The following is a 20,228-nucleotide window of genomic DNA, read 5'->3' on the forward strand; positions in this document are numbered from 1 at the left end:
GCATCCCTTATCCGGCCGACGCCCCTCGCCTGCTGGTCGTCAGTGGCTTGGCGCCGCTTCTTTGCCGGCTTCGGCCTTCTCGCCCTCGACGAGCTTGACCGAACGGGGCGTGCCATTGCCGTTCTGCTCGCGGATGTCGGCTTTCGACAGATAATCGAGCTGTTCAATCAGCACGTCCTCGACCACCTCGTCATCGAGCCTTTTGTTCAGCCCCTCGCGGATGCGCTGCTTGAAGGCTTCGGGATCGAAGGTGGAAATATTGGCGATATTGACCATGGAAGAACCCGCAAGCAGCGTGAACAGTTCATCGGTCATCAACTGCGTTGCCGGCAGCTCGATCTTCGCCATCTTGGTCTTGTCGACGCGCAGCGAAATGCGGCTGAGGAAATAGCCGTTTACCCCGCCATCATTGATGACGGGGATCGTGATGCTTTCGCCCTTGACCAGTTGCAGATTGGCCTTTTTCGCCCCCGCCTCATCCGGCGCGGGCGCCGTCGCCAACTGGACGGAGAAATACACCGCGCCGAGCGTGACGGCGCAAACCCAGACGCCAGTGAGAAGAAGCTTCAACATCAGGAGGCTGCGCCGTACATGAACTGTTCCTGCGAATAGGTGCCGTCCGTATCGGCTTCCTGAATGGCGTTCTTCAAGAGGTCCGCAACCGCGCGAACCGCATTCAGATGCGCCTCGACGCGGCTGGCATTGGTGGCGAGCTTGGACTTGATGCCCTTGACCTGCTCCATGTAACCGGCGGCGATTTCCTCGCGCGGCGTATCGCGGAACAGCATCGTCAGCTCATAAAGGCAACGGCTCTTGTGGGCGTTGGAGACCTTGAAATCGAACTGGGGGTCCTTACCGATATTGTCGTTCTCGTTGTCGATGATCATCTCAAGGCGGCCGAGAACGGATTGGATACGGTGGTCGTTCGACATAAGGTCCATGCTTGTCTCCTCGTTAAGGTTTTTCATTCTCAAGCCTCGTCCGTTTTCTCATTGGAAACGCCGAGGACCTGCCGCTCGAACTCCGCCACCATCCGAATTGCAGCATTATTGTCTTTTTCATTCATCGATACGTCGGTAATGCCTTTGCTTTCAGCCTTCCGAAGCGCATCCTTGTAAGCCTGTTCCGCGATGCCGACGCCGCCATTTCTGGAAATCGTGTCGGCAAACTGTTCGGCCATCATGCTCTTCCAGATCTCGCCGGCATTGCCCTTGCCGTAAACTTCCTCGCTGTCTTTCGGCAGCATGTTGGCCACGAAGGTCTGGAGCACCGAGGCTTCATATTTACGGTATGTTTCCGGGATTTCGGTGCGGGCCGCGCGAATATTGGTGTCGCCGAGACCGGCCTTCGAGGAGGCGCCATCCAGCATGTCGACCGCAGCGCCAAAACCCTTGCCGGCATCGGCAAGGCTGGTTGCGGCAAAAGCCGCCTTGTTCGCCTTGAGTTTTTCCTGGGCGACCTGAACTTCCTGGGGGTCCGCAGCGCGAACCACATCCATCACCAGATCACTTATCACCGATATCGCCACGTCCAGATCTCCCGAGCTGACGAATGGGCGGCACAGAAAGCCGGCGCATCCGCTCCATCAAGAAACATCGCCGGAGACGTCGTCAAAAACGCCCGCGATGCAACAATGGGACAGACTATGGATCGCCAACCTTGCTGGAGGCTGGTGTGTGGGAAACATTCGTAATTTCTAACAAATCATAGATTGCATTATCGTCGGCCTCGCGGTCCTCAAGATCGCGCGCAAGGTGCATCCTGTCCTCGAGCCGGTCAGCCTTGGTCTTTTCCTTCAGGACCTTGTTTTCCTGAAATTGCTGAACGCCTTCAAGCTGGCGGTCCTGGACGACGAGACGGCCGTACCGGTCCGAATAGTGCCGGGAAAATGTCTGATGCACCGGTTCCATGGAACTCATGGCCTCCAGCACGTTCTCCATGGATTGCGCAACTTCCGCCCGTGTGCGGGTGGTATCGGCCAGTTCCACCTCGGCCATTTTTTCCATGTGCCGCTGGACAGTTACCAGACGCTTGAGTTTGGCCGAGCGCTTGTCCGAAGCCATCGTATTTCTCCCGATCAAAAACCGATGAAGACCGGGCCGAAACCATCCACGAATTGGCGGATGAGGGCCGCAATCGACAAATAGAGCATGAAAAGACCACCCGCGAGAACGAAGGGCGTCGAGATAAAGAAGACCGGAATCTGCGGCGCGAGCTTGTTGATGAGGCCGACCGCGACGTTGAACATCAAGCCATAAATCACGAAGGGGCTGGCAAGCCGAAGCATGATCGAAAAAGACGCCCTGAGCGTGTCGGTCAGCGTAATCAGCATCTTCTGGCCGCTGATCAGTGCGCCGACCGGCGTGGCGGTGTAGGAATCCACCAGCGCTTTGAGGACGATGTGGTGGAAATCGAATATGAACAGCACCAGCAGGCCGCCGAAGGTGATGAAGTTGGATATCTGGTTTTCCTGCACGTCTTCGATCACATCGGCCCCGCCCGGCGCACTGAGACCGATGGAAGCGCCGATGAGCGCACCGGTGAACTGGAAACCGAGGGTGTAGAACCGCGCGATCAGGCCATACATCGAACCGATGACGACCTCTGTGAAGATGAGGCCGACGACCGTGCCCTGGCTTGCGCCGGAAACTTTCGGATAGATCGTGTCCCACAGCACGGGCAGAAGCGCCATGGACACCGCGACGCACAGAAGCATGCGAATCTGCGGCGAAATGCGCGAGCTTGAAAAGCCCGGCATGGTCATGAAGCATGCGCCGATACGGCAGATGGCAAGGAACAATGCAATGATTGTCCCCTGCGGGTCGGTTATCATGAAATGGCGCCCAGAATCTTGATCTCGAGACCCTTGGCCAGTTCCACATGCGAAAGAACCGGCAGGGTCGCAAAGAGTCGCTCGATAATCATGCGCACATAGGACCGCGTTTCCGGCGAGGTTACAAGGACAAAGGGCAGGCCGCGATCCATGAATTCACGGATAACTTTGGATGCCTGCTCGGAAAACTCCTCAAGATGGCGGGGATCGATGTCGAATTCGACGATTTCGCCCTTCTGGTCGCGCTTCAGCGCCTGATGGAAGACCATGTCCCATTTGTTGCCGAGGCGCAGGACGCGCAACACGCCATTGTCGGCAAGATCGCCGCAGAGCTGCTGCGACATGCGCACCCGCACATGTTCGACGATCTGTTCCGTCTTGCGCACATGCGGCGCAAGTTCGGCGACCGCTTCGAGAATGAGATGCAGGTTGCGGATTGAGACGCGCTCGGCGAGCAGCAGTTTCAGCACCGCCTGCAGGCCGGAATAGGACATGTGCGACGAGCAAATCTCGTCGGCCAGCTTCTTGTATTCCGGATCGAGCCTGTCGATGAGGATTTTGACATCCTTGTAGGACAGGAGCTGCGGCAGGTTGTTTCGGATGACTTCGCTGAGATGCGTCAGCACCACGGAGACGTTGTCGATCGGATGGAAGCCTTCGCGTTTCAGATCCTCGGTGAAGGTTTCGAGAATCGAGACGGCGGGCATGCCGAAAGCCGGTTCGCGGATTTCGTCACCGGGAATGCTCGGCTTGCGCCCTGCCCCGGTCACGACAAGAACGTCGCCGACGCGCAGGTTGCTGGACGCGATGGTCGTGCCGTGAACGCGGATCTGATAGGCCTTTTCCGGGATCATGATGTCGTCGGAAACCTTGATCTCCGGCACGACGAAACCGTATTGGGTCGCGAATTTCTTGCGCATCTTGCCGACACGGAAGGCCAGTTCCTGATGCGCCCCGAGAAGGCGGGTGGAAACCTGCTTGCCGAGCGCCAGTTCGATCTCGGCCGTCTTCAGCACCTGCTTGACCGAATCCTTTTCCGCCTCGGTGGTCTGGAGAACCTTGTTCTCCTCTTCCTGACGCCGCAGCGCGCTTTCGGCCTCCGCCTGGCGCGGAATATACCAGCTGCCGAAGGCCATGATGCCGCCGAGGAAGATGAAGGGCAGGAAGGGAAGGCCCGGAATGATGGCGAGCAGTCCCATCAGCATGGCCGAGACCATCAGCGCGCGCGGATAACCGCTCAGCTGGTTGACGACCGCCTGGTCCGTCGAGCCGGCGGTGCCGCCGCGCGAGACCAGAAGGCCGGCTGCCAGCGATACGATCAGGGCCGGGATCTGCGAGACGATACCGTCACCGACCGAAAGCTTGACGAAAACGTCGGCCGCTTCGCCAATGGGCATGCCGTGGCGGAAATAACCGATGATGATGCCGCCGAAAATATTGATCGCGGTGATGATGAGGCCGGCAATGGCGTCGCCGCGCACGAATTTCGAGGCGCCGTCCATCGAGCCGAAGAAGGAGCTTTCCTCTTCCAGCTCGCGGCGGCGGCGCTGCGCTTCCTTTTCGTCGATGATGCCGGCGGACAAATCCGCATCGATCGACATCTGCTTGCCGGGAATGGCGTCCAGGGTGAAACGTGCGCCGACTTCGGCGATACGCGTCGCACCCTTGGTGATGACGATGAAGTTGACGGTGATCAGGATCAGGAAGACGATCAGACCGATCACGAAATCGCCGGACATGACGAGGCTGGAGAAGCCCGCAATCACCCCGCCCGCCGCCGTCGGCCCTTCATTGCCGTGGGAGAGGATAACGCGCGTCGTCGCGATGTTCAGCGACAGGCGGATCATCGTCGCGATCAGCAGCACGGTCGGGAAGGACGAGAAATCCAGCGGCCGCTGAATCCAGAGCGCCACCATGAGGATGAGGACCGAAAGCGCAATCGAAAAGGCCAGACCGATATCCACCAGCATGACCGGAATGGGCAGGAAGAGAACGCAGAGGATCGCCACGATGCCCAGTGCGAAACCGATGTCACGCGTGCTCGGACTGACCTTGGGCAGGGAGATGACTGGTGGTTGCGCCATAAATTCGTCCTGTCTCTTCATGAGAAGGGCGACGGAAAAGCCGCCGCACGGTTCCGTAACAACGGTTTTCGAAAAGCGCACGCAATTCGGCCCGATGCTTTGCGCCTATCACTAGCGGCTGAAGCTTGCGCGAAGGTGGCATCCGCAGCGGACGGCGTCAGAAGCCGGACTGGATGCGGGAAAAGACGAGATTGGAAAAGAGCGATATCTGCGCGCCCACAAAGGGCGCGGCGACGCCGAGCACGAGCATGATCGTGACGATCTTGGGAACGAAGGTCAGCGTCATTTCCTGAACCTGGGTCAGGGCCTGAATGAAGGCGATGACGACACCGACGATCATGGCGGCGAGAACCGCGGGACCGGCCGCGACGAGAACCGTCCAGACAGCCGCCTGCATGATGTCAAGCGCATCGGCCTCGTTCATCGTCGCATCCTTAATCCGGAAAGGCGGCGTCATGCCGCCTCTTCAATGTCAGGAACCGGTCGCGCTATCCGAATCGGTTCCGCTATCAGATGTACTCGTAATCGGGCCGTTGGAGAAGGTCACGCCGGCCTGCAGCAGCACCTTGTCACCAGCTTCGGTGATGGCGACAACGCCGTCCGAATAGACCTCGACTTCCTTCACCACGCCGGTGACGGTGTCGTCGGCGCTCTTGACCGTCTTGCCGACCAGATCGGAGGCGCGCGTCAGGGCTTCCGCCTGCAGCATGCTCTTCAGATGGGTGTTGGTCTTGATGGTCTGCTCGACCTGCGAGAAGCTTGCGAGCTGCGACATCTGCTCGCCGGCATCCATCGGGCTGGTCGGATCCTGGTTCTTCATCTGGGCGATGAGGAGCTTCAGGAAGCTGTCGTAGTTCAGCGACGCCGCGCTGCCGTCGGAGCTGCTCGCCCCGGCATTGGCCCAGGGATTTGACGCTGCCGAAGTGACTGCATCTACCGCCATGGTGCGATCTCCTTGCGAATCTGCTCGATCGTTGCGGGGGTCATTTCCTGATTGTTGAGGATTTTTTCCTCGATCGGGTAGAGACCGCGAATGGCCTTCAGCGCTTCGAAAGCCTTGCCCGAGGCAACCAGCCCGTCGATCCGCTTGAGTTCCGCCAGAACCTCGTCATGCTGGAAGCAGTTCAGGAGCATGCTGACCGACTTGCGGAACATGTTGGTAGACTGGTCGCGCCCTTCCGGGTTGATGAGGATCATCTGCGCGATGAAATAAAGCTGTCTCAGCGGCGTCGTCGCCTGATCGGGCTGCAGAACGTGGTTTTCAAGCAGAAACGTGACATCGTTCAGGAATTCGAGCGCCACCTTGCGATCCACACGCAGAACCGCGCCGTTGATAAAAATCTTTTCGCCCGATTTCAGCGAAATCCGAAGTGTACTTTTCATTTAAGTCCATCCCTGATGATGGTTGTCACGTCAATTATGCCCTGGAAATTCGTCGACTGACGTTTCCGGATCAGTTCGCACTCTTTCAATATCCAGATCGCGATGGAAATCAGATTGGCCCTGAGCTCCATGGCAAGCTGGTTGTCGGGTTGCTTGAGATCCTCAATGAAGCGGATCCAGACCCGTCGAGTGTAAAAAAGCGCTTCGATCGTGTGGCGCTGCGAAGAGGAATCCCTTGCCTCCACCAGAAGGTCGATCGATTTTGTCAACGCCTGCCGCTCGCGATCCTTCGCGTTGGCGACACCATCCTCCATGATTTCGGCGTAGGAAAACTGGTACATTCATGTATCCTTTATCTGCCGCCACCCCTGTTCATCAGAGGTAGTTCACCAGACTCATTTTTTGCAGACGCGACGTGAGGCTGTATGCGATTTCAATCTGCTGCTGCAGCAGATCGAGGCGGGTCTTCGCCTCGTAGGTATCGATCCCCTCAATATCCAGCAGATGCGTTTCGATGATCTTCTTCTGGGCTGCCAGCGAATCATTGGCTTTCGAAACGCGGCTTTCGGAAAGGCCGAGCTGGCTTTGCTGCTGGTTCAGGCCACTGATGGCGGCGCCGATATTGGTCACCGACTTGGTCGCCACCATTTCGCGAACGCCGCTATCCACCTTTTCGTCGAGGAAGGTCATCGCCGTCATCGCCGTCAGTGCAAAATAACGCATGCCCTGCGAATTGCTGTTGCTGGAGGTTTCCACGACCTCGTTCTGGCTGATGCGGCTCGTCATGTTGGTGTCGCTCGCCTTGGAGCCGAAAGTCGTCCAGAAATCGTAGTTCTGGCCGGCCGTCAGGCTGCTATGGGGCGGGTTCGTTACCGTCGTGGTGCCGTTGAACACACCTTCGATATGCGTCATGAAGGCTTCGGCCTGGGTCTTGGACAGGCCGGTAATGTCGCCAACCGCCGGCGTCTGCGCCGCCATGAATGCGTTCAGCTCGGTCTCATAGGCTTCCTTCAGGGTAGACCCTTCAGCGAAATAGTCATCGACGGGCTTCACATCCGTATTGATGCCGGAGAACAGAAACTCGCCATTGACCGCCGTATTGGCGAAGCTGGTGAAATTGTTGAAGGCATTCGAGATGGTTTTGGCAACCGTCGTCAGCGTCGGCGCTTCGCTGCTGGTATTGGGGACGAGAACCTTCTGAATTTCCTGTGCGGCCTGCGCCATGCCGTCCAGCGCCGTCTGCGAGGATTTGAGGCGTTGCGTTGCAATCGAATTGACGCTCACCAGCGAAGAGATGCGGTCGATATCGCGATTGAGATCGAGGCTGCGGGCGGTGTTGGCGCCCAGCGTCACGCCGAGATCGGCATGCTTGCCCGTCGTCAGCTCGGTATTGAGATTGGTCATCTCGAGCTGAGCCTTGAGGATGGTGCTGCGCATGCTGTTCTGCATCGCCAGCGATGAAATGAATGACGTTTTCATCGTTTACCTCACCATGTCCATCAGGGACTTGAGCATTTCGTCAACGGTCGTCACCAGTTTGGTCGCGGCCTTGTAGGATTGCTCGATATCCATGAGCAGCGACAGTTCCTCGTCCAGACTGACCGCCGTATTGTTCGAATAGGACGTGGCGGAGCGCTCATAAAGCGCGCTTTTCGCTTCGTTCGCAGAAGTCGCGCCGGAACGTTCCTGTTCGAGCCACCCCATCGAGTTGGTGCCGTATTTCAGGATGCTGGTATTCGTATCGATACGTGTCGACGCGGCAAAATTCATGGGCGCGTCGAAAGCAGTAACATAGCTGCGGATCAGCTCGGAGAAACCGGTTCCCCCCGACGCTGCGGTATTGATCACGTAATCGGTACCGTTGATACCGCCGTCGCGCAACAATTCCGGATTGCCACCTTTGGAAATAATTAACGCCGGGTTGACGGTAATGCTGGCTGCGAGCCCGGGAGAGACAATCCCGTCGGCCGGAATGGTCGTCGCCGCCGGCGAGCCGTAGGTGAAGAGACCCGGCATATCCGGCAGGCCGCTGGTCGCGTCGGCCGGCTTTTCCGCAAACATGGTGATGAGGCCGCGGGCGATTTCGTCGAGCTGGCTCTGCATCGTCGGCGCCAGATCGTCACGAACCTGCATCAGGCCCTGAAGCGAGCCCTCAGACGTCGTGTTGCTGCCGCTTCCTGCCTTCAGCGCTACGCCATCGACATAGATTGCGTTGCCCGTGGTCGTCGCATCATAGCCCGGCTGCGTCTTGAAGGTGACGCTGCGCGGCACGATTTCGAACAGCGTCGCGCCATCCGTCGTATAAAGCGCCACATCGTTGTTGGGACGATTGACGACATTGATGCCGATGATGGAGGAAATATCCTTCAGAAGCGTCTCGCGCTGATCGAGAGCGTCGCTTGGATCGCCGCCTATCGCCGTCTGCGCCTTGACCTCGTTATTGGCTTCCTCGAACTTCGCAAGCAGCCCGTTCAGCTTGTCGACCTGAAGGGCGATTTCCTTGTCGGCGCGCAGACGCATCGCCTGCAATTCGTTCGAGGCCTTGTTCAGGGAACTGGCAACATCGGTGGCCGAGGTGACGGCCGTTGCGGCCAGAGCGGCATCGCTCGGCTTGGCGGCGTAAGCGTCCAGGCTCTTCAGCAGTTCCTTCATATAGGTGGCCGGCGAACTCTCATAATCGTTGCCGCCGAAAATGCTCTTCATTTCCTCAAGGCCGGTCAGAACCGTGCTCTGGCCGGAAGCGAGAGAAGAGCTGGAAATCGTCTGCCTGAGAAGACTTTCATTCTGGGCACGGCCGTTGGAGACGATACTCGCTCCAGCCATGGTCGTGCCGAGAATGGCGGTTCGCTTGACGTAGTTAGCATTGCCGACATTGGCAATGTTCTTGGAGGTAACGTCCGTCTGCTTACCTGTATTATTGAAAATCGACTGCGCAGTATTCATTGCTGACGTGAGCGACATTCATCTGTCCTCGTGAGAAGTATTATCTCTTCAGATTGATCAGGACGTCCATCAAATCCGATCCAGTCTGGAAGACTTTCGAATTCGCTGTGTAGATACGCTGGGATTCAATCATGTCGGTGAGTTCGCTGGCGATATCGACGTTCGAGCCTTCCAGCGCGCCCTTCTGGATGTAACCGAAGCTGCCGGTCTGCGCGAAGCCGATGGTGACGACACCCGACTCGTTGCTAGGCAGATAGACGTTACCGTTCTGCGGGCTGAGATTGTCGACGCTCGGCACCGTGGCTAGCGCCAGCTGGTAGATATTGCGGCGACCGCCATCCTGATAGACCGCCGTCACCAGGCCATCCTTGCCGATTTCGACGTCCTTGATCTGGCTCGGGCCGTTACCGTTCAGAACAGCGGTGCCAGGCGTGAACTTCGAGGAGAACTGCGTCATCTGCGACAGGTCGATCTCGATCGCCTGCGCCACGCCGCTGTTGTTGTCATTAATCGTGATCGAGCTATCCGATCCGGTGGTGAGCTTGTTGGTGGCGGGATCGAAGGTCAGGGTGACCGTTTCCTTGACGAGCGTAGCCGGGGCAGTTGCCGTATAGGGGAAGCCGCCATCCGTCGACTGATCCTGACGATAAACCGACACTTCCCACTGCGGATTGCCGGACGCATCGTTGTCAATGCGCGTGTAATAGAAGTCGTAAAGAACCTTGGCTCCGCCGCTGTCGAACGCCGTGAGCGACGTCTTGCTGCCAACCGTCGACGTTGCGACGTTGGCACTTGGGCGCGATCCCGCAGCAACGATTGCCTCATCACGATTAAGGTTGGCCGGGAAGCTGCCCTGTGTGGAGGGAGACGCCGTCAGACCGAAGTCATTGATATTGATGGCCTCAAGGCCGGTAAAGCCGTTGACGACCGCAGCCGGCGGGTTGGCGCCGTAAGGGTAACCCATCAGCATGAAGCCTGCCGCATTCTCCAGATAGCCTTCCGAATTCTTCTGGAAGGAGCCGGCGCGGGTGAGGTAGGGCGTGCCTGCACCGTCCTGAACCACGAAGAAACCGTTGCCCTGAACGGCAAGGTCGGTGCTGGAGGTCGTGTAGGAGAGGTTGCCCTGCTCCGAAATGCTGTAGCGAACGTTGGACTGCACGCCGCCGGACGCATAGCTGCCCGACGAGGAGGGCAGAACGAGCGAGGAGAACGACGTCGATGCGCGCTTGTAGCCGGTGGTGCTTGCGTTGGCGATGTTGTCGCCCACGGTGCCCAGCTTGTTCGCCTGCGCATTCATGCCGGACACACCGGTTCGCATAGTGCCGAAAATACTCATTCAAAAACCCTCGTGGTCATCTTTCAGGGAGAAGGTAAAGCGTTTGGCTTGCGTGAAGCTGTCGGAAATACCGCGTTTGAAAAAGACCACGCGGGTCAATGAAAATCATTGCCAATCAATGCTGTAGCCGAGGAAACGTTTGGAATCGACCGGATCGTAGCCAAGCTTCTTACGCAGCTTCTTGCGCAGCTTGCTGATGTGGCTTTCAACGACGTTTTCTTCGACGTCGTCATCGAAGATGCCGTAGATGGCATTGAAAATCTGCGCCTTGGAAACGCGGCGTCCGCGATTGGCGATCAAATATTCGAGGATGCGGCGCTCACGGCGCGGCAAGGGGAACACTTCACCACCCACTTCCGGGTCGCGGCCGTCGGAGAAAACCCGGATCGGACCAGCATCGGTGAAGTTCGAGATGACCTGCAATCGGCGACGGATCGCCGCCGCACGTGCAAGGATTTCACGGGGGTGTACGGGCTTGCGCACGACGTCGTCGACGCCGCTGTCGAAAAGCGCCAGCGTCGATTCCAGCGAGGGCTGGTCGCTGACCGCGATCACCGGGGCCGTCGTGCGATCCCTGATCGCCTTCGGCAAAGAAAAGCTCCGGTCGCCCTGGCCGATCAGGAAGGCTTCCACAGCCGCAAGATCGCTTTCCGCCGCCGTCGAGACCCACTCCCCGAATTCGACCGGATCGAACCCGGTCGAGGGAATGCCCTCACGCCCAAATAGAGATGTATAGCCGTCTTTAACGAGCTCGCGCTCATCAACCACTACGATCATTCGTCCGCCTCCGAATCAGTGTGGTGTTTTCCAATGAGGCATTGGTACGAATCGGGCGATTCAGGGACAACTGTAGGAAATCATCGATATATATTAATAATTGATTAACCATTTTGTGCCGATTTGATCTATATATAGTGGGTGTTAACCATATATGGCACAAAATTTTTGTGTAGAAATTTCAAAATTCCGAAAAAACCGCTTGAAATGCCTTTTTTCGATCAATCTATCGCCACATTTCAAAATACGAGTCCCGCGGCGCCTTAAAGCAATTTCCGGTTGTTAACCGTCGCAGAAATTTTTCGCGTTGGCGGTCCATTTTCCGTAGCCCGTCGCCACCAGATTGGCGATGACACGGCAGACATATTTCTTCTGCGCCGGATCATTGTTGGGGCCGGCATGATAACGGGCGACCGCCATGGTCCAGGTTTCATGCCTGTTGTGGAGGTTGCGCAGAAACATGGCGGCATATTCCACATTGCGGCGAGGATCGAACATTTCCCGTGCGGATGCGAAGTTTTCGCCATGGAAATAATGATTTATCTGCATGCATCCGAGGTCGATCAGCTTGGCGCCGTTGCGCTTCGCCGCCTCAAAAGTGGTCAAAGCTTCCTCTGTGGAGGAGGCAAATACCGGTTTTCCCTCGATATTCATGGCATTGGGGTCGAGACGCCCCTTGCGGCCCGTTTCGGTCAGCCCCACCGAATAGAGAATTCCCTCCGGCACGCCATATTTGCGGGCCGCCGACTGGATCTCTCTTTCACAGACACCTGACGTTGCCGAAGCGGACGCGTTCTCAGAGGTAGACGCCATTGTCAGCAGAAGAGCGGGCAGAGCCAGAAACGCCATCCATGCCTTCATTATGCACCCCCAAATTATCGCCATTGCCTTGCCGGTCGCCCCGTGCTCCGGACTCGTCACGGTTGCGCCCGGCGGCGGCCTGCTGACCCTGCTGCTGCGCCTGCTGATTTTGCTGATTGTTGCCTTGTGTGCCCGTTTGGTCACTCTTGTCGGAAGAAGCGATGCTGATGGTGATGTTATCGACCGTCAGACCCTGCGCCTTGAGGCCATCGAGGATGCTCTTGCTGTCTTCCTGGAGCTTTTTATAGGCCGCAACACTCTCCACCGTCATGTGAACGGCAAGCTCGTCACCGGCAAGACGCAGCGACATTGTCACCGATCCAAGCTCGATCGGCGTCATGTGCAGCTTCAGCGTATGGACGACTTTGCCGGTGCTGCTCTGGGCCGCCGCATTGGAGAGCGACGAACCGGGCTGCATGGCGCTCACCCATTCCGGATCGTTGACGATCAGGCCGGTCAGGGCCGACGCGTTGGTCGAGGGCGCCAGGCCGATGAACCGCCGCGAATCGAGAACCGTTATGGTGTCGGCCGCCTTGCCGGTGCTTTCGCGTGCATCGAACTCGACACGGCCTTCACGCTGAACGGTGCTCATATCCAGAGCCCGCGCCGCGCCTGAGCGCGGAGACGAAAAACGGAATGCCGAGGCATCCCCCTCGTTTTCCGAAGCAGAACCCGCCTCGTTACCGGCTGGTGCGATCCCTGTCGGCATGTCCTTGACCGAATGCTCGACCTTGCCCCGGACAGGTTCAGCGCGGTCTGATTTCACCGCGTCGGCCTTGCCGGCAATCGCCTGTGCAATTTCCTCAAGCGGTGTCTTGGCCGTCGCCATATCGGCGGCATTGGCGCTCACCAGCTGCAGTTCCGCCAGCTTCGGATCGATCGTATCGTCCGTCACCTCGGCGTCCTTGTCGGCGTCGTCCTTGAGCTTCTTGCCGGTCTTGCCGTTTTCCGGCGTCGTGCGGGCCGTTTTCACGGCGTTTTGAAACTCGGCCACCGTCTCCTGGGCACGACCTTCGCCGGCATGCTCGTTGACGATCACATTGAGAAATGTTGCGGGCCGCTTGACCGGGACATCCATCTTTTCCGCCTCGCCATCGGGCTGCGCCTGCTGCTCTTCAGCCGGGTTCTCGTCCTGCTGATGCCGCGAATGCAGCGCCTGCGGCGGGCGCTCGTCCCGAACCGTGGAAAGGGCATCGCCGAAACTGCCGCCCTTGGCGTCGTCCCTGACGCTGGCGCTGCCGGCGCGCGGATCGGATGGCGGCGCATTCATTATCGCATTGATGGCTGCGTCGATCATGGGGCCCCCTCGCCTTTCTTCAACAGGCTGTCGATTTCATCGAGCTTGCTGCGACCGCTCGTCACGAGTTGCCGCACGTTGTCGCCCTCATCGTCAGCCTTCTGGGTTTCGACCCGCCATATGCTCTTTGCATCGGCAGCGTTCGCTTCGTTTTCGGGCGCATTCCGCCCGGTGTCCTTCGTGGCCGCAGTGTCAGCCTCGACGCCGGACTGCGGGGAAGGAGGACGAACCACCTGCTCGGCAATCGCCCTTGCCGCCTCCCGCAAGGCCCTGTCCCGATCCGAAAGCTGCGCTTCGGGAATCTGCCCTATTGTCTCGATTGCGCTCACCACATCGGGCGTGCCGATGTTGGAAAGGCTTTCATAGAGATTTGCCTGCACTTCCGGCTCACCCGGCAGAGCAGGAGACAGCGCCTTCGCCTTCAACGCCGCCATGCGCGCCAGCGAATCCTTGCCGCTGATCGCCGCGAGGCGGGAAAGCCGCAGATAGGCTTCCTTCTGCCTCTCTGTATCCATCATGGCGAAGGTTTCCTGTATCGCCTCCTCCCCGATGGAATCGGCGCGCTTGACCACCAGCGAGACCAGAAGGTCCGCGAACTGGCTGGCATAGGGCGAATGCAGGAACCGCCGCGCATAACGCTGCGCATATTCGACGCCTCGTGCCGCATCGCCGTCCTCGACCGCGATGGCGAGCGAACGGCGCAATGCGGCCTCCTCAACGATGGTGCCCGGCGCTTCGAGCCGGGCGATATCGTAAAAACCAAGCGCCGCCAGCGGATCGCGCGGGATCGTCACATTGCCGCCGATCAGCGCCAGATAAGCGCCAATCCGCTTGCCGCGATATTCCGGCACCATGGCCGCAATGCTCTGCGCGACAAGCGTTCCCTTGCCGGAGAGGTATTTGCGCAGGATATCGGCAACGCGGCTATCGAAATTGCCATCCACATCGCGCGCGACCAGCAGTTCCAGCGTCGCCGGATTGCCGCCGCTCATCGCATAGATGAGCGCCGCATCGACATTACGCGGATCCTTGAAGATCGCCGAAGGCGCGCTCTTCAGCCGCTCGTCGATGGTCTGGAGTAGAAACCGCTGCATTTCCGAAGCGGAATGGTCGCCCATGGCGACCGAATCCTGCACGAATTGCAGTGAGCGGAGCATGGCATAGGGCATGAGATTGTCTTGCGACTGCGAAAACGCCCTGCCCGGCTCGGAGCCGAGACCGCAAAGCGTCGCCGCAAGAAGAAGCCAGCGTTTCGAGGTTTTCGTCACACTCACCCCCGATCGGCCTCAAGCAGAATTTCGATGCGGCGGTTGGCGTCCGCCAGAGGGTCCGCCGGCACCTGCAATCTGCGGTCCGCAAAACCCGAGACCTGCTTTACCCGCTCTTCCGACAGGCCGCCGCGCACCAGCATGTAATAGGCGCTATGGGCGCGATCCATGGAAAGCCGCCAGTTGTCATTGGCCTCACCCTTGAACTGCCGTCCGTCGGTATGGCCGCGTATCACCACGCTGCCACCGCGCTCCTGAAGCAGTTTGCCGATTTTTTCCATGGCCAGAACCATTTCACGCCGGGGAACGGCCGATCCGATATTGAACATCGGCGTTTCCGTCTGGTCGGAAATGGTGAGCAGCAATCCGCCTTCGGCCGGCGTCACCACCAGACCTTCGGAAAGCTTGCCGGTAATGCCGGATATCTGCTTCTCGATCTCTTCGCGCAGCGTGTCGGCCTTTTCCCAGTCGGCGTCGCTGGCCTTTTGCTCTGCATCGCTTGCCTGGTGCGGCTCGTCCGGCTTTGGCTGTGCGAGCGCTGCCTGCTCGGCGGCATCCGGGCGCTGCTGCGGCACAACGGCGGCGACTTCCATCGGTTTGCCGTCTTCCACCTTGTCGGCCGGTGTCTCGGACGCCTTGAGCGCGACCGCCTGAGCGTTTTCGGCCGCATCCTCCTGCTTGTTCTCGGCGACTTGCTGCTGTTCAACCGGTTTCTGCGGCTGATCGGCGCGGGTGATTTTCACCTGCTGGGTCCAGAAATCGGGATCGAACGGATCGCGATAGGCTTCACCGCCGCTTGCGCCCGTCGCCGGGCCGGAATCGGCGGCGCCGCCCTCGCCCTTGGCGCTGACATTGGCCTGCTGCCCCACCTGCTGGGCGATTTCCGCCAGCACGGAATAGGGATTTTCGAAAAAGTCGGCTTCGGAGAAGTTCGACTGCTCACCGGTTTGCGAGGTAAGGTCTTCGCCCGTCGCCGCGGCCGAGCCTTTGGTGACCTTTTCCGCCTGGATGTTGGACTGGTCCTTCTTCTGGACGCCCTCCTCCTTGTCCACTGGCTTTTCCAGCCCCTTGGACGAGGGTTTCTCATCGGACAGCTTGATCGGGTTGAAATAGCTGGCGACCGAGGCCTTGGTTTCCTCATTGGCGGCATTGACCAGCCACATGACGAGGAAGAACGCCATCATAGCCGTCATGAAGTCGGCATAGGCGATTTTCCACGCGCCGCCATGAGCGCCGTCATGACCGCCCTTGTGGCGCTTGACGATGATGATCTCATTTTTACCGTGGTGGTGATTTTCGCCTTCACTCATTTCATCACCTTGCGAAGACTGGACGCCCAGGCGGACATGCGCGTCACGAACACGCTTTCACCCAACTCGACGGAAAGATCGATATCGGTGGTCTCGGTAAATTTCATCGTTTCTTCTTCAAAGCCCGGCTGCGTCTTCAGCCGCTCGAACAAATCTTTCGGGCCTTTCACGACAAGCGTGACCCCTTCGCCATCCGGCATGGCGCTACGCACCACATCCGCCAGCGCCGAGACTGCCTTGAGCGACAGTTTTTCCGTCAGGACCGGAGCAAGGATGTTGGCGGTCTGTTCGCTGAGATTGGCCGCAATCGCGTCGATACCCTCGCGCAGACCACGGGACAGGGAAGACGCGATTTCTTCGAGATGACCCGAACGCAGGGCCTCCAGCTCGGCCGCATGGGCAGCGATCAGCTCTTCCCGCTCCGCCTGCATCTTCTCGGTGATCTCGCGGGTAGCATCTTCCCGGCCGCGGTCATAGGCCGCCTGCTTCTCGCTCTCCACATCGACGGGAGCAAATTCGTCAAAACCGGAAGCGCCGTCGTCAAAGCCGGACAGGAAATCCGTATCGGCCAACGGGTCGCCGAAGGCCTGCGCCGCCGGTTGCGGTTGCGCTTCACCGAAGTCCTTGAGAAACCGTGCGATGGACGCGCTCATGCCTGCCCCCGGCAAAACAGGAGAAAGCGGCCAGACATGTTTCGTTGCCCGCGCGAATCGCAAAAGCCTCGCCGCATTTCCGGACGGAAAACCGGGGTCCACTTTTCCTGGAAATGCTCTAAGCCGTTTGGCGGCACCACCGTCATCCTTGCTACCCTGCCCGTCTCTTCCATGTTTCCCGGCCGGATCACGCCATGCGATCCGCCCCATATTGACCCGACGTTAGGTGTTCAAACTTGTGCGAGGATGAAGGCGGGCTCGATCAGGAAGCCTGCGCCAATTCATCCCCGCGCGCCCACGCCGGCCAGAGCCGTTACTTGAAGAGCTGGAGGATATTTTCCGCATTGGCGTTGGCGATGGAGAGCGCCTGGATGCCGAGCTGCTGCTGCGTCTGCAGCGCCTTCAGCCTGGTCGATTCCTCGTTCATGTCGGCATCGACGAGACGGCCGATGCCCTTGTCGATCACATCCATCAGGCTGGAAACGAAGTTGTCCTGCATGCTGATGCGGCTCTGCAGCGAACCCAGGCTGGAAGCCGTGCTGGTCATCGCCTCAAGCTGCCCGTCGACGAAGGACATCATCATGTCGATGGCGTCTGCGTCGGTATAGGTCGTGCCACCGCCGGCAAAACCGCCCATGGCCGCGGCAACGATATCGAGATTGCCGAGATCGAGGGTGGAAACGGAAAAGCCGAGGGAACGAGCGGCTGAAGCCGCTCCGCTGCTGGTATCGTAAAACCAGTCGTTGCTGCTGGTGTCGCGATAGGCAGGAGAAACGGTGGTGCCGCCGCTCGACGGATCCGTCCCCGTCACCTTGACCCATACATTTTCGGCAAGGCGGAGATAATTGGCGGTGCCGTCGCTATAGACATTCGGATCCGTATTCGTATCCGTCGTTGCGGCATTCAGCGCGCCGATTTCTGCGTCGGTGAGCTTCGGTACGACAAAACCCGCCTGCGTCGCCGTGCCGGCGGTCGTCGAGGTCTGGGTGACTTCATATTCCGTCTTGCTGACGAAAACGGCGTTTTTGTCGAGAATGCCGAGCTTTCCGCCACTGAGGTCGAAAAGCACGGTGCTGCTGTCGAGCGTGTAGTCAACGGTGGTGACCCCGACATTGCCCGAGCCAGTGCGGGTGAAGGATGCAACAACCTTTTTGGTGATCGATTCTTCAACCGGAGGCGTGCCACCGTTGCTGATACTGGCCTGCAGCCAGTTTTCACCCGAGAAGGAGGCCGATTCGGAGATGCTCTTCAGCTGTTCCTGAAGCTGCTTGATTTCATCCTGAATCTTGCTGCGGTCGGCACCCACGCCATAGGCGGCGACGAGCTTGGCCTTGATCTGCTTGACGACCTCGATCGTGCTTTCAAGCGCGTCATAGGCGGTATCGACCTTGGCGGCGCCCAGACCCAAAGCATCCTGCACGGCCGAAAGCGCATTATTGTCGGAGCGCATTGTCGTTGCAATGGACCAGTAGGCCGCGTTGTCCGCCGCAGTCTCGACACGATAGCCTGAAGACACGCGCGCCTGCGTCGTTTCCAGATTCTTGTCGATCATCCGCAGGGTTTGCAGCGCGGCCATTGCCGCCGCATTGGTCAAAATGCTGGTCATGGGGTCCACCCAACTCAAAATTTAAGAAAAAATCCGGCGCTGTGCCGACAACGAGCAGGGGCATCATGCGCATCGGCAATGGTCTGAACCGACCACCGCGACCTGCCGTTCGTTAACAAATCGTTAATACGATAGGTAACAAACAACGAGACTGATTTGCAAGGCGTTCCTCGCTTTCGCAGCCGGGTTTCGCATAAACCGGCAGGCTTCAGGCAAGCTCGGATTAAAACGCACCGGAATGAGGCTGCTGCGCCCGCGATTTCGGCGCGCGCAACGGAGATGACGGAAATAGGGAGCGGGTGATCCGGTTAAGCCGCTTCGCCCTGACGGGTGGGCACGAATCGGGCAGCCGTCAGGCTTTGACGAAGAAACTCGGTGTTCTCGTCCGGATTTTCCGAAGGATTCTGAAACGAGACGTGATTGATTTCAATCGCCGCATGTTCGTTGGCGAGCGTCAATCGCGCATAGACCGTGGCGCCCTTCGGCTTCAGTTCGAGATCGAGAACGATCTCCGGCGCGCCTTCCCATTCGAGCTTATATTCGCCGCCGGCGCCGAAATTGATCGTACCGGGATGATAATAAAGCTCCGCAGCCGATGAAACGAGGTCGGCGATACTGCCGTAGCACTCGAATCGAAGCAGCGAAATCAGGTCGGCCGGGTCTAACAATCGAAGTTCGGTGGCAATCGGGTTGATCGCCTCTGCGACGATCATTTCCCGCTGTTCGGAATAGGCGGATTTTTTCATTGGTTTTATTGAACCCGTATTTTCGATGACTTCATGGCGTAAACCCGGTGAACGAGCTCAGCCACAGCCTTGTAAAAGACTGGTGGAATCACACTATCTACCGAGACTTGCGCAAACATGGAGCGTGCAAGCGGCGGGTCTTCAAAAACGGGGATATTGTTTTCTTCCGCAATCTCGCGGATTTTCAATGCGATAAGGTCCTGACCCTTGGCGACGACGACAGGTGCGTCGCCTTCTTCGCGAACATAACGCAGCGCCACCGCAAAGTGTGTCGGGTTGGCGATGACGAGTGTGGCGCGCGGCACATTGTTGATCATGCGGCGGCGGGCACGGTCGCGGGCGATGGAGCGCTGGCGGGATTTGACCACGGGGTCGCCCTGCGACTGCTTGTATTCTTCCTTCACCTCATGCTTCGTCATCTTCAGCTGGCTGAACCAGTGGTGGCGCGTCCACAAAACGTCGACGGCGGCAAGCAGCGCGGTCGAAAGCAGAATAACGACCATCATCTTTTTGACGATCTCGACGACGCGGACGAAAATCACCTGCGGATCGGAGAACATCAGATCGATGAGGCTGTAAAAATCGCCACGCAGGGCAAGGAACATGATGACCGAGACGATCATGATCTTGAATACGGATTTGCCGAATTCAACGAAGCCCTGCTTACTATAGATGCGCGTGAAGCCCTTCGCCGGCGAGACGCGCGACCATTGCGGACGCACCCGCTCAAGCACCGGCGACGGCAGGTTCTGGAAAAATGACGAGGCAAGCCCGAAGACGATGAACATAATCATCGCCGGCATGAGCAGATAGGCCATCGAGGTGCCGAGAAAATATAATAGCGACAGGGCATCCGGCCGGGTGCTGAGGTCCCACTGTTCGGGCTGGCCGAACAGGTCCTTCAATGTGACGCCAAGACGACCGGCGCCATCGGGCAGGAAGAAGACCAGGTAACAATAAAAGGCAAGCGACGAGGCAAAGATCGGCACTTCGCGGGAAAAGGGAAGATTGCCCTTCTCCGCCGCATCGCGGAGTTTTTTCTCCGTCGGGGCTTCTGTTTTACTGTCCTTGTCCTGATCGTCTGCCAAGGCACGTCCCCGGGATCAAAAAAAGGCCCGCCGATCCCGGCAG

At 58.6% G+C, this 20,228-nt stretch carries 22 protein-coding genes; all 22 read right to left on the minus strand.

Annotated elements, in window-relative coordinates; translation table 11 throughout:
- Positions 1-39: 39 nt before the first annotated feature.
- The 22 genes from BTE54_RS01650 to flhB all read right to left on the minus strand — a co-directional run bounded on the left by BTE54_RS01650 (position 40) and on the right by flhB (position 20,185).
- On the minus strand, positions 40-573 hold the full coding sequence (locus BTE54_RS01650; RefSeq protein ID WP_004432561.1) for a flagellar basal body-associated FliL family protein: 534 nt from the start codon (positions 571-573) through the stop codon (positions 40-42).
- Positions 573-941: a hypothetical protein gene (locus tag BTE54_RS01655; RefSeq protein WP_026363659.1), complete on the minus strand. Its 369-nt coding sequence runs from the start codon at positions 939-941 to the stop codon at positions 573-575. Before BTE54_RS01655 ends, BTE54_RS01650 begins: the two co-directional genes overlap by 1 nt.
- 29 nt (positions 942-970) lie before the next feature.
- Positions 971-1,528: a rod-binding protein gene (locus tag BTE54_RS01660; protein ID WP_065654443.1), complete on the minus strand. Its 558-nt coding sequence runs from the start codon at positions 1,526-1,528 to the stop codon at positions 971-973.
- 115 nt (positions 1,529-1,643) lie between these two features.
- On the minus strand, positions 1,644-2,063 hold the full coding sequence (locus BTE54_RS01665; protein ID WP_004432556.1) for a hypothetical protein: 420 nt from the start codon (positions 2,061-2,063) through the stop codon (positions 1,644-1,646).
- A 14-nt stretch (positions 2,064-2,077) separates the two neighbouring features.
- The gene (fliR, locus tag BTE54_RS01670; protein WP_004432553.1) at positions 2,078-2,833 is read right to left on the minus strand and encodes a flagellar biosynthetic protein FliR; all 756 of its coding nucleotides are present in this window, start codon (positions 2,831-2,833) and stop codon (positions 2,078-2,080) included.
- Complete coding sequence (gene flhA, locus BTE54_RS01675; protein WP_004432552.1) at positions 2,830-4,917, minus strand: flagellar biosynthesis protein FlhA; 2,088 nt, start codon at positions 4,915-4,917, stop codon at positions 2,830-2,832. Before flhA ends, fliR begins: the two co-directional genes overlap by 4 nt.
- A gap of 157 nt (positions 4,918-5,074) precedes the next feature.
- A complete protein-coding gene (gene fliQ, locus BTE54_RS01680; protein WP_003503352.1) occupies positions 5,075-5,341 on the minus strand; it encodes a flagellar biosynthesis protein FliQ in 267 nt (88 codons plus the stop codon).
- A 48-nt stretch (positions 5,342-5,389) separates the two neighbouring features.
- Complete coding sequence (gene flgD / locus BTE54_RS01685; protein ID WP_065654445.1) at positions 5,390-5,860, minus strand: flagellar hook assembly protein FlgD; 471 nt, start codon at positions 5,858-5,860, stop codon at positions 5,390-5,392.
- Complete coding sequence (flbT, locus tag BTE54_RS01690) at positions 5,851-6,300, minus strand: flagellar biosynthesis repressor FlbT (protein ID WP_003503362.1); 450 nt, start codon at positions 6,298-6,300, stop codon at positions 5,851-5,853. The genes flgD and flbT overlap by 10 nt, the downstream gene beginning before the upstream one ends.
- Positions 6,297-6,641 carry a flagellar biosynthesis regulator FlaF gene (flaF, locus tag BTE54_RS01695; RefSeq protein WP_004432537.1) on the minus strand — a complete coding sequence of 115 codons (345 nt, stop codon included), beginning with the start codon at positions 6,639-6,641 and terminating at the stop codon, positions 6,297-6,299. Before flaF ends, flbT begins: the two co-directional genes overlap by 4 nt.
- 34 nt (positions 6,642-6,675) lie before the next feature.
- Entirely contained in the window at positions 6,676-7,779 is a 1,104-nt protein-coding gene (locus tag BTE54_RS01700) for a flagellar hook-associated family protein (protein WP_078051253.1), read from the minus strand.
- A 3-nt stretch (positions 7,780-7,782) separates the two neighbouring features.
- On the minus strand, positions 7,783-9,261 hold the full coding sequence (flgK, locus tag BTE54_RS01705) for a flagellar hook-associated protein FlgK (protein WP_065654447.1): 1,479 nt from the start codon (positions 9,259-9,261) through the stop codon (positions 7,783-7,785).
- A 22-nt stretch (positions 9,262-9,283) separates the two neighbouring features.
- Positions 9,284-10,579 (minus strand): flagellar hook protein FlgE, encoded by a 1,296-nt coding sequence (locus BTE54_RS01710; RefSeq protein ID WP_065654448.1) that lies wholly within the window; start codon positions 10,577-10,579, stop codon positions 9,284-9,286.
- Positions 10,580-10,684: 105 nt separating this feature from the next.
- Positions 10,685-11,356 carry a response regulator transcription factor gene (locus BTE54_RS01715; protein WP_004432529.1) on the minus strand — a complete coding sequence of 224 codons (672 nt, stop codon included), beginning with the start codon at positions 11,354-11,356 and terminating at the stop codon, positions 10,685-10,687.
- A gap of 282 nt (positions 11,357-11,638) precedes the next feature.
- The gene (locus BTE54_RS01720; RefSeq protein WP_059760571.1) at positions 11,639-12,205 is read right to left on the minus strand and encodes a lytic transglycosylase domain-containing protein; all 567 of its coding nucleotides are present in this window, start codon (positions 12,203-12,205) and stop codon (positions 11,639-11,641) included.
- Positions 12,153-13,514 (minus strand): flagellar hook-length control protein FliK, encoded by a 1,362-nt coding sequence (locus BTE54_RS01725; RefSeq protein WP_065654449.1) that lies wholly within the window; start codon positions 13,512-13,514, stop codon positions 12,153-12,155. Before BTE54_RS01725 ends, BTE54_RS01720 begins: the two co-directional genes overlap by 53 nt.
- Positions 13,511-14,788 (minus strand): chemotaxis protein MotC, encoded by a 1,278-nt coding sequence (gene motC, locus BTE54_RS01730; protein ID WP_078051254.1) that lies wholly within the window; start codon positions 14,786-14,788, stop codon positions 13,511-13,513. The genes BTE54_RS01725 and motC overlap by 4 nt, the downstream gene beginning before the upstream one ends.
- Entirely contained in the window at positions 14,785-16,092 is a 1,308-nt protein-coding gene (locus tag BTE54_RS01735; RefSeq protein WP_078051255.1) for a MotB family protein, read from the minus strand. The genes motC and BTE54_RS01735 overlap by 4 nt, the downstream gene beginning before the upstream one ends.
- Positions 16,089-16,745 carry a hypothetical protein gene (locus BTE54_RS01740; RefSeq protein WP_078051508.1) on the minus strand — a complete coding sequence of 219 codons (657 nt, stop codon included), beginning with the start codon at positions 16,743-16,745 and terminating at the stop codon, positions 16,089-16,091. The genes BTE54_RS01735 and BTE54_RS01740 overlap by 4 nt, the downstream gene beginning before the upstream one ends.
- Positions 16,746-17,058: 313 nt before the next feature.
- Positions 17,059-18,351 carry a flagellin gene (locus tag BTE54_RS01745; RefSeq protein ID WP_065654453.1) on the minus strand — a complete coding sequence of 431 codons (1,293 nt, stop codon included), beginning with the start codon at positions 18,349-18,351 and terminating at the stop codon, positions 17,059-17,061.
- A gap of 308 nt (positions 18,352-18,659) precedes the next feature.
- Positions 18,660-19,097 (minus strand): hypothetical protein, encoded by a 438-nt coding sequence (locus BTE54_RS01755; protein WP_004432518.1) that lies wholly within the window; start codon positions 19,095-19,097, stop codon positions 18,660-18,662.
- A gap of 5 nt (positions 19,098-19,102) precedes the next feature.
- The gene (gene flhB / locus BTE54_RS01760; RefSeq protein WP_004432517.1) at positions 19,103-20,185 is read right to left on the minus strand and encodes a flagellar biosynthesis protein FlhB; all 1,083 of its coding nucleotides are present in this window, start codon (positions 20,183-20,185) and stop codon (positions 19,103-19,105) included.
- Positions 20,186-20,228: the final 43 nt, after the last annotated feature.

Source organism: Agrobacterium sp. YIC 4121, from assembly GCF_002008205.1.
Classification (GTDB): Bacteria; Pseudomonadota; Alphaproteobacteria; order Rhizobiales; family Rhizobiaceae; genus Agrobacterium; species Agrobacterium leguminum.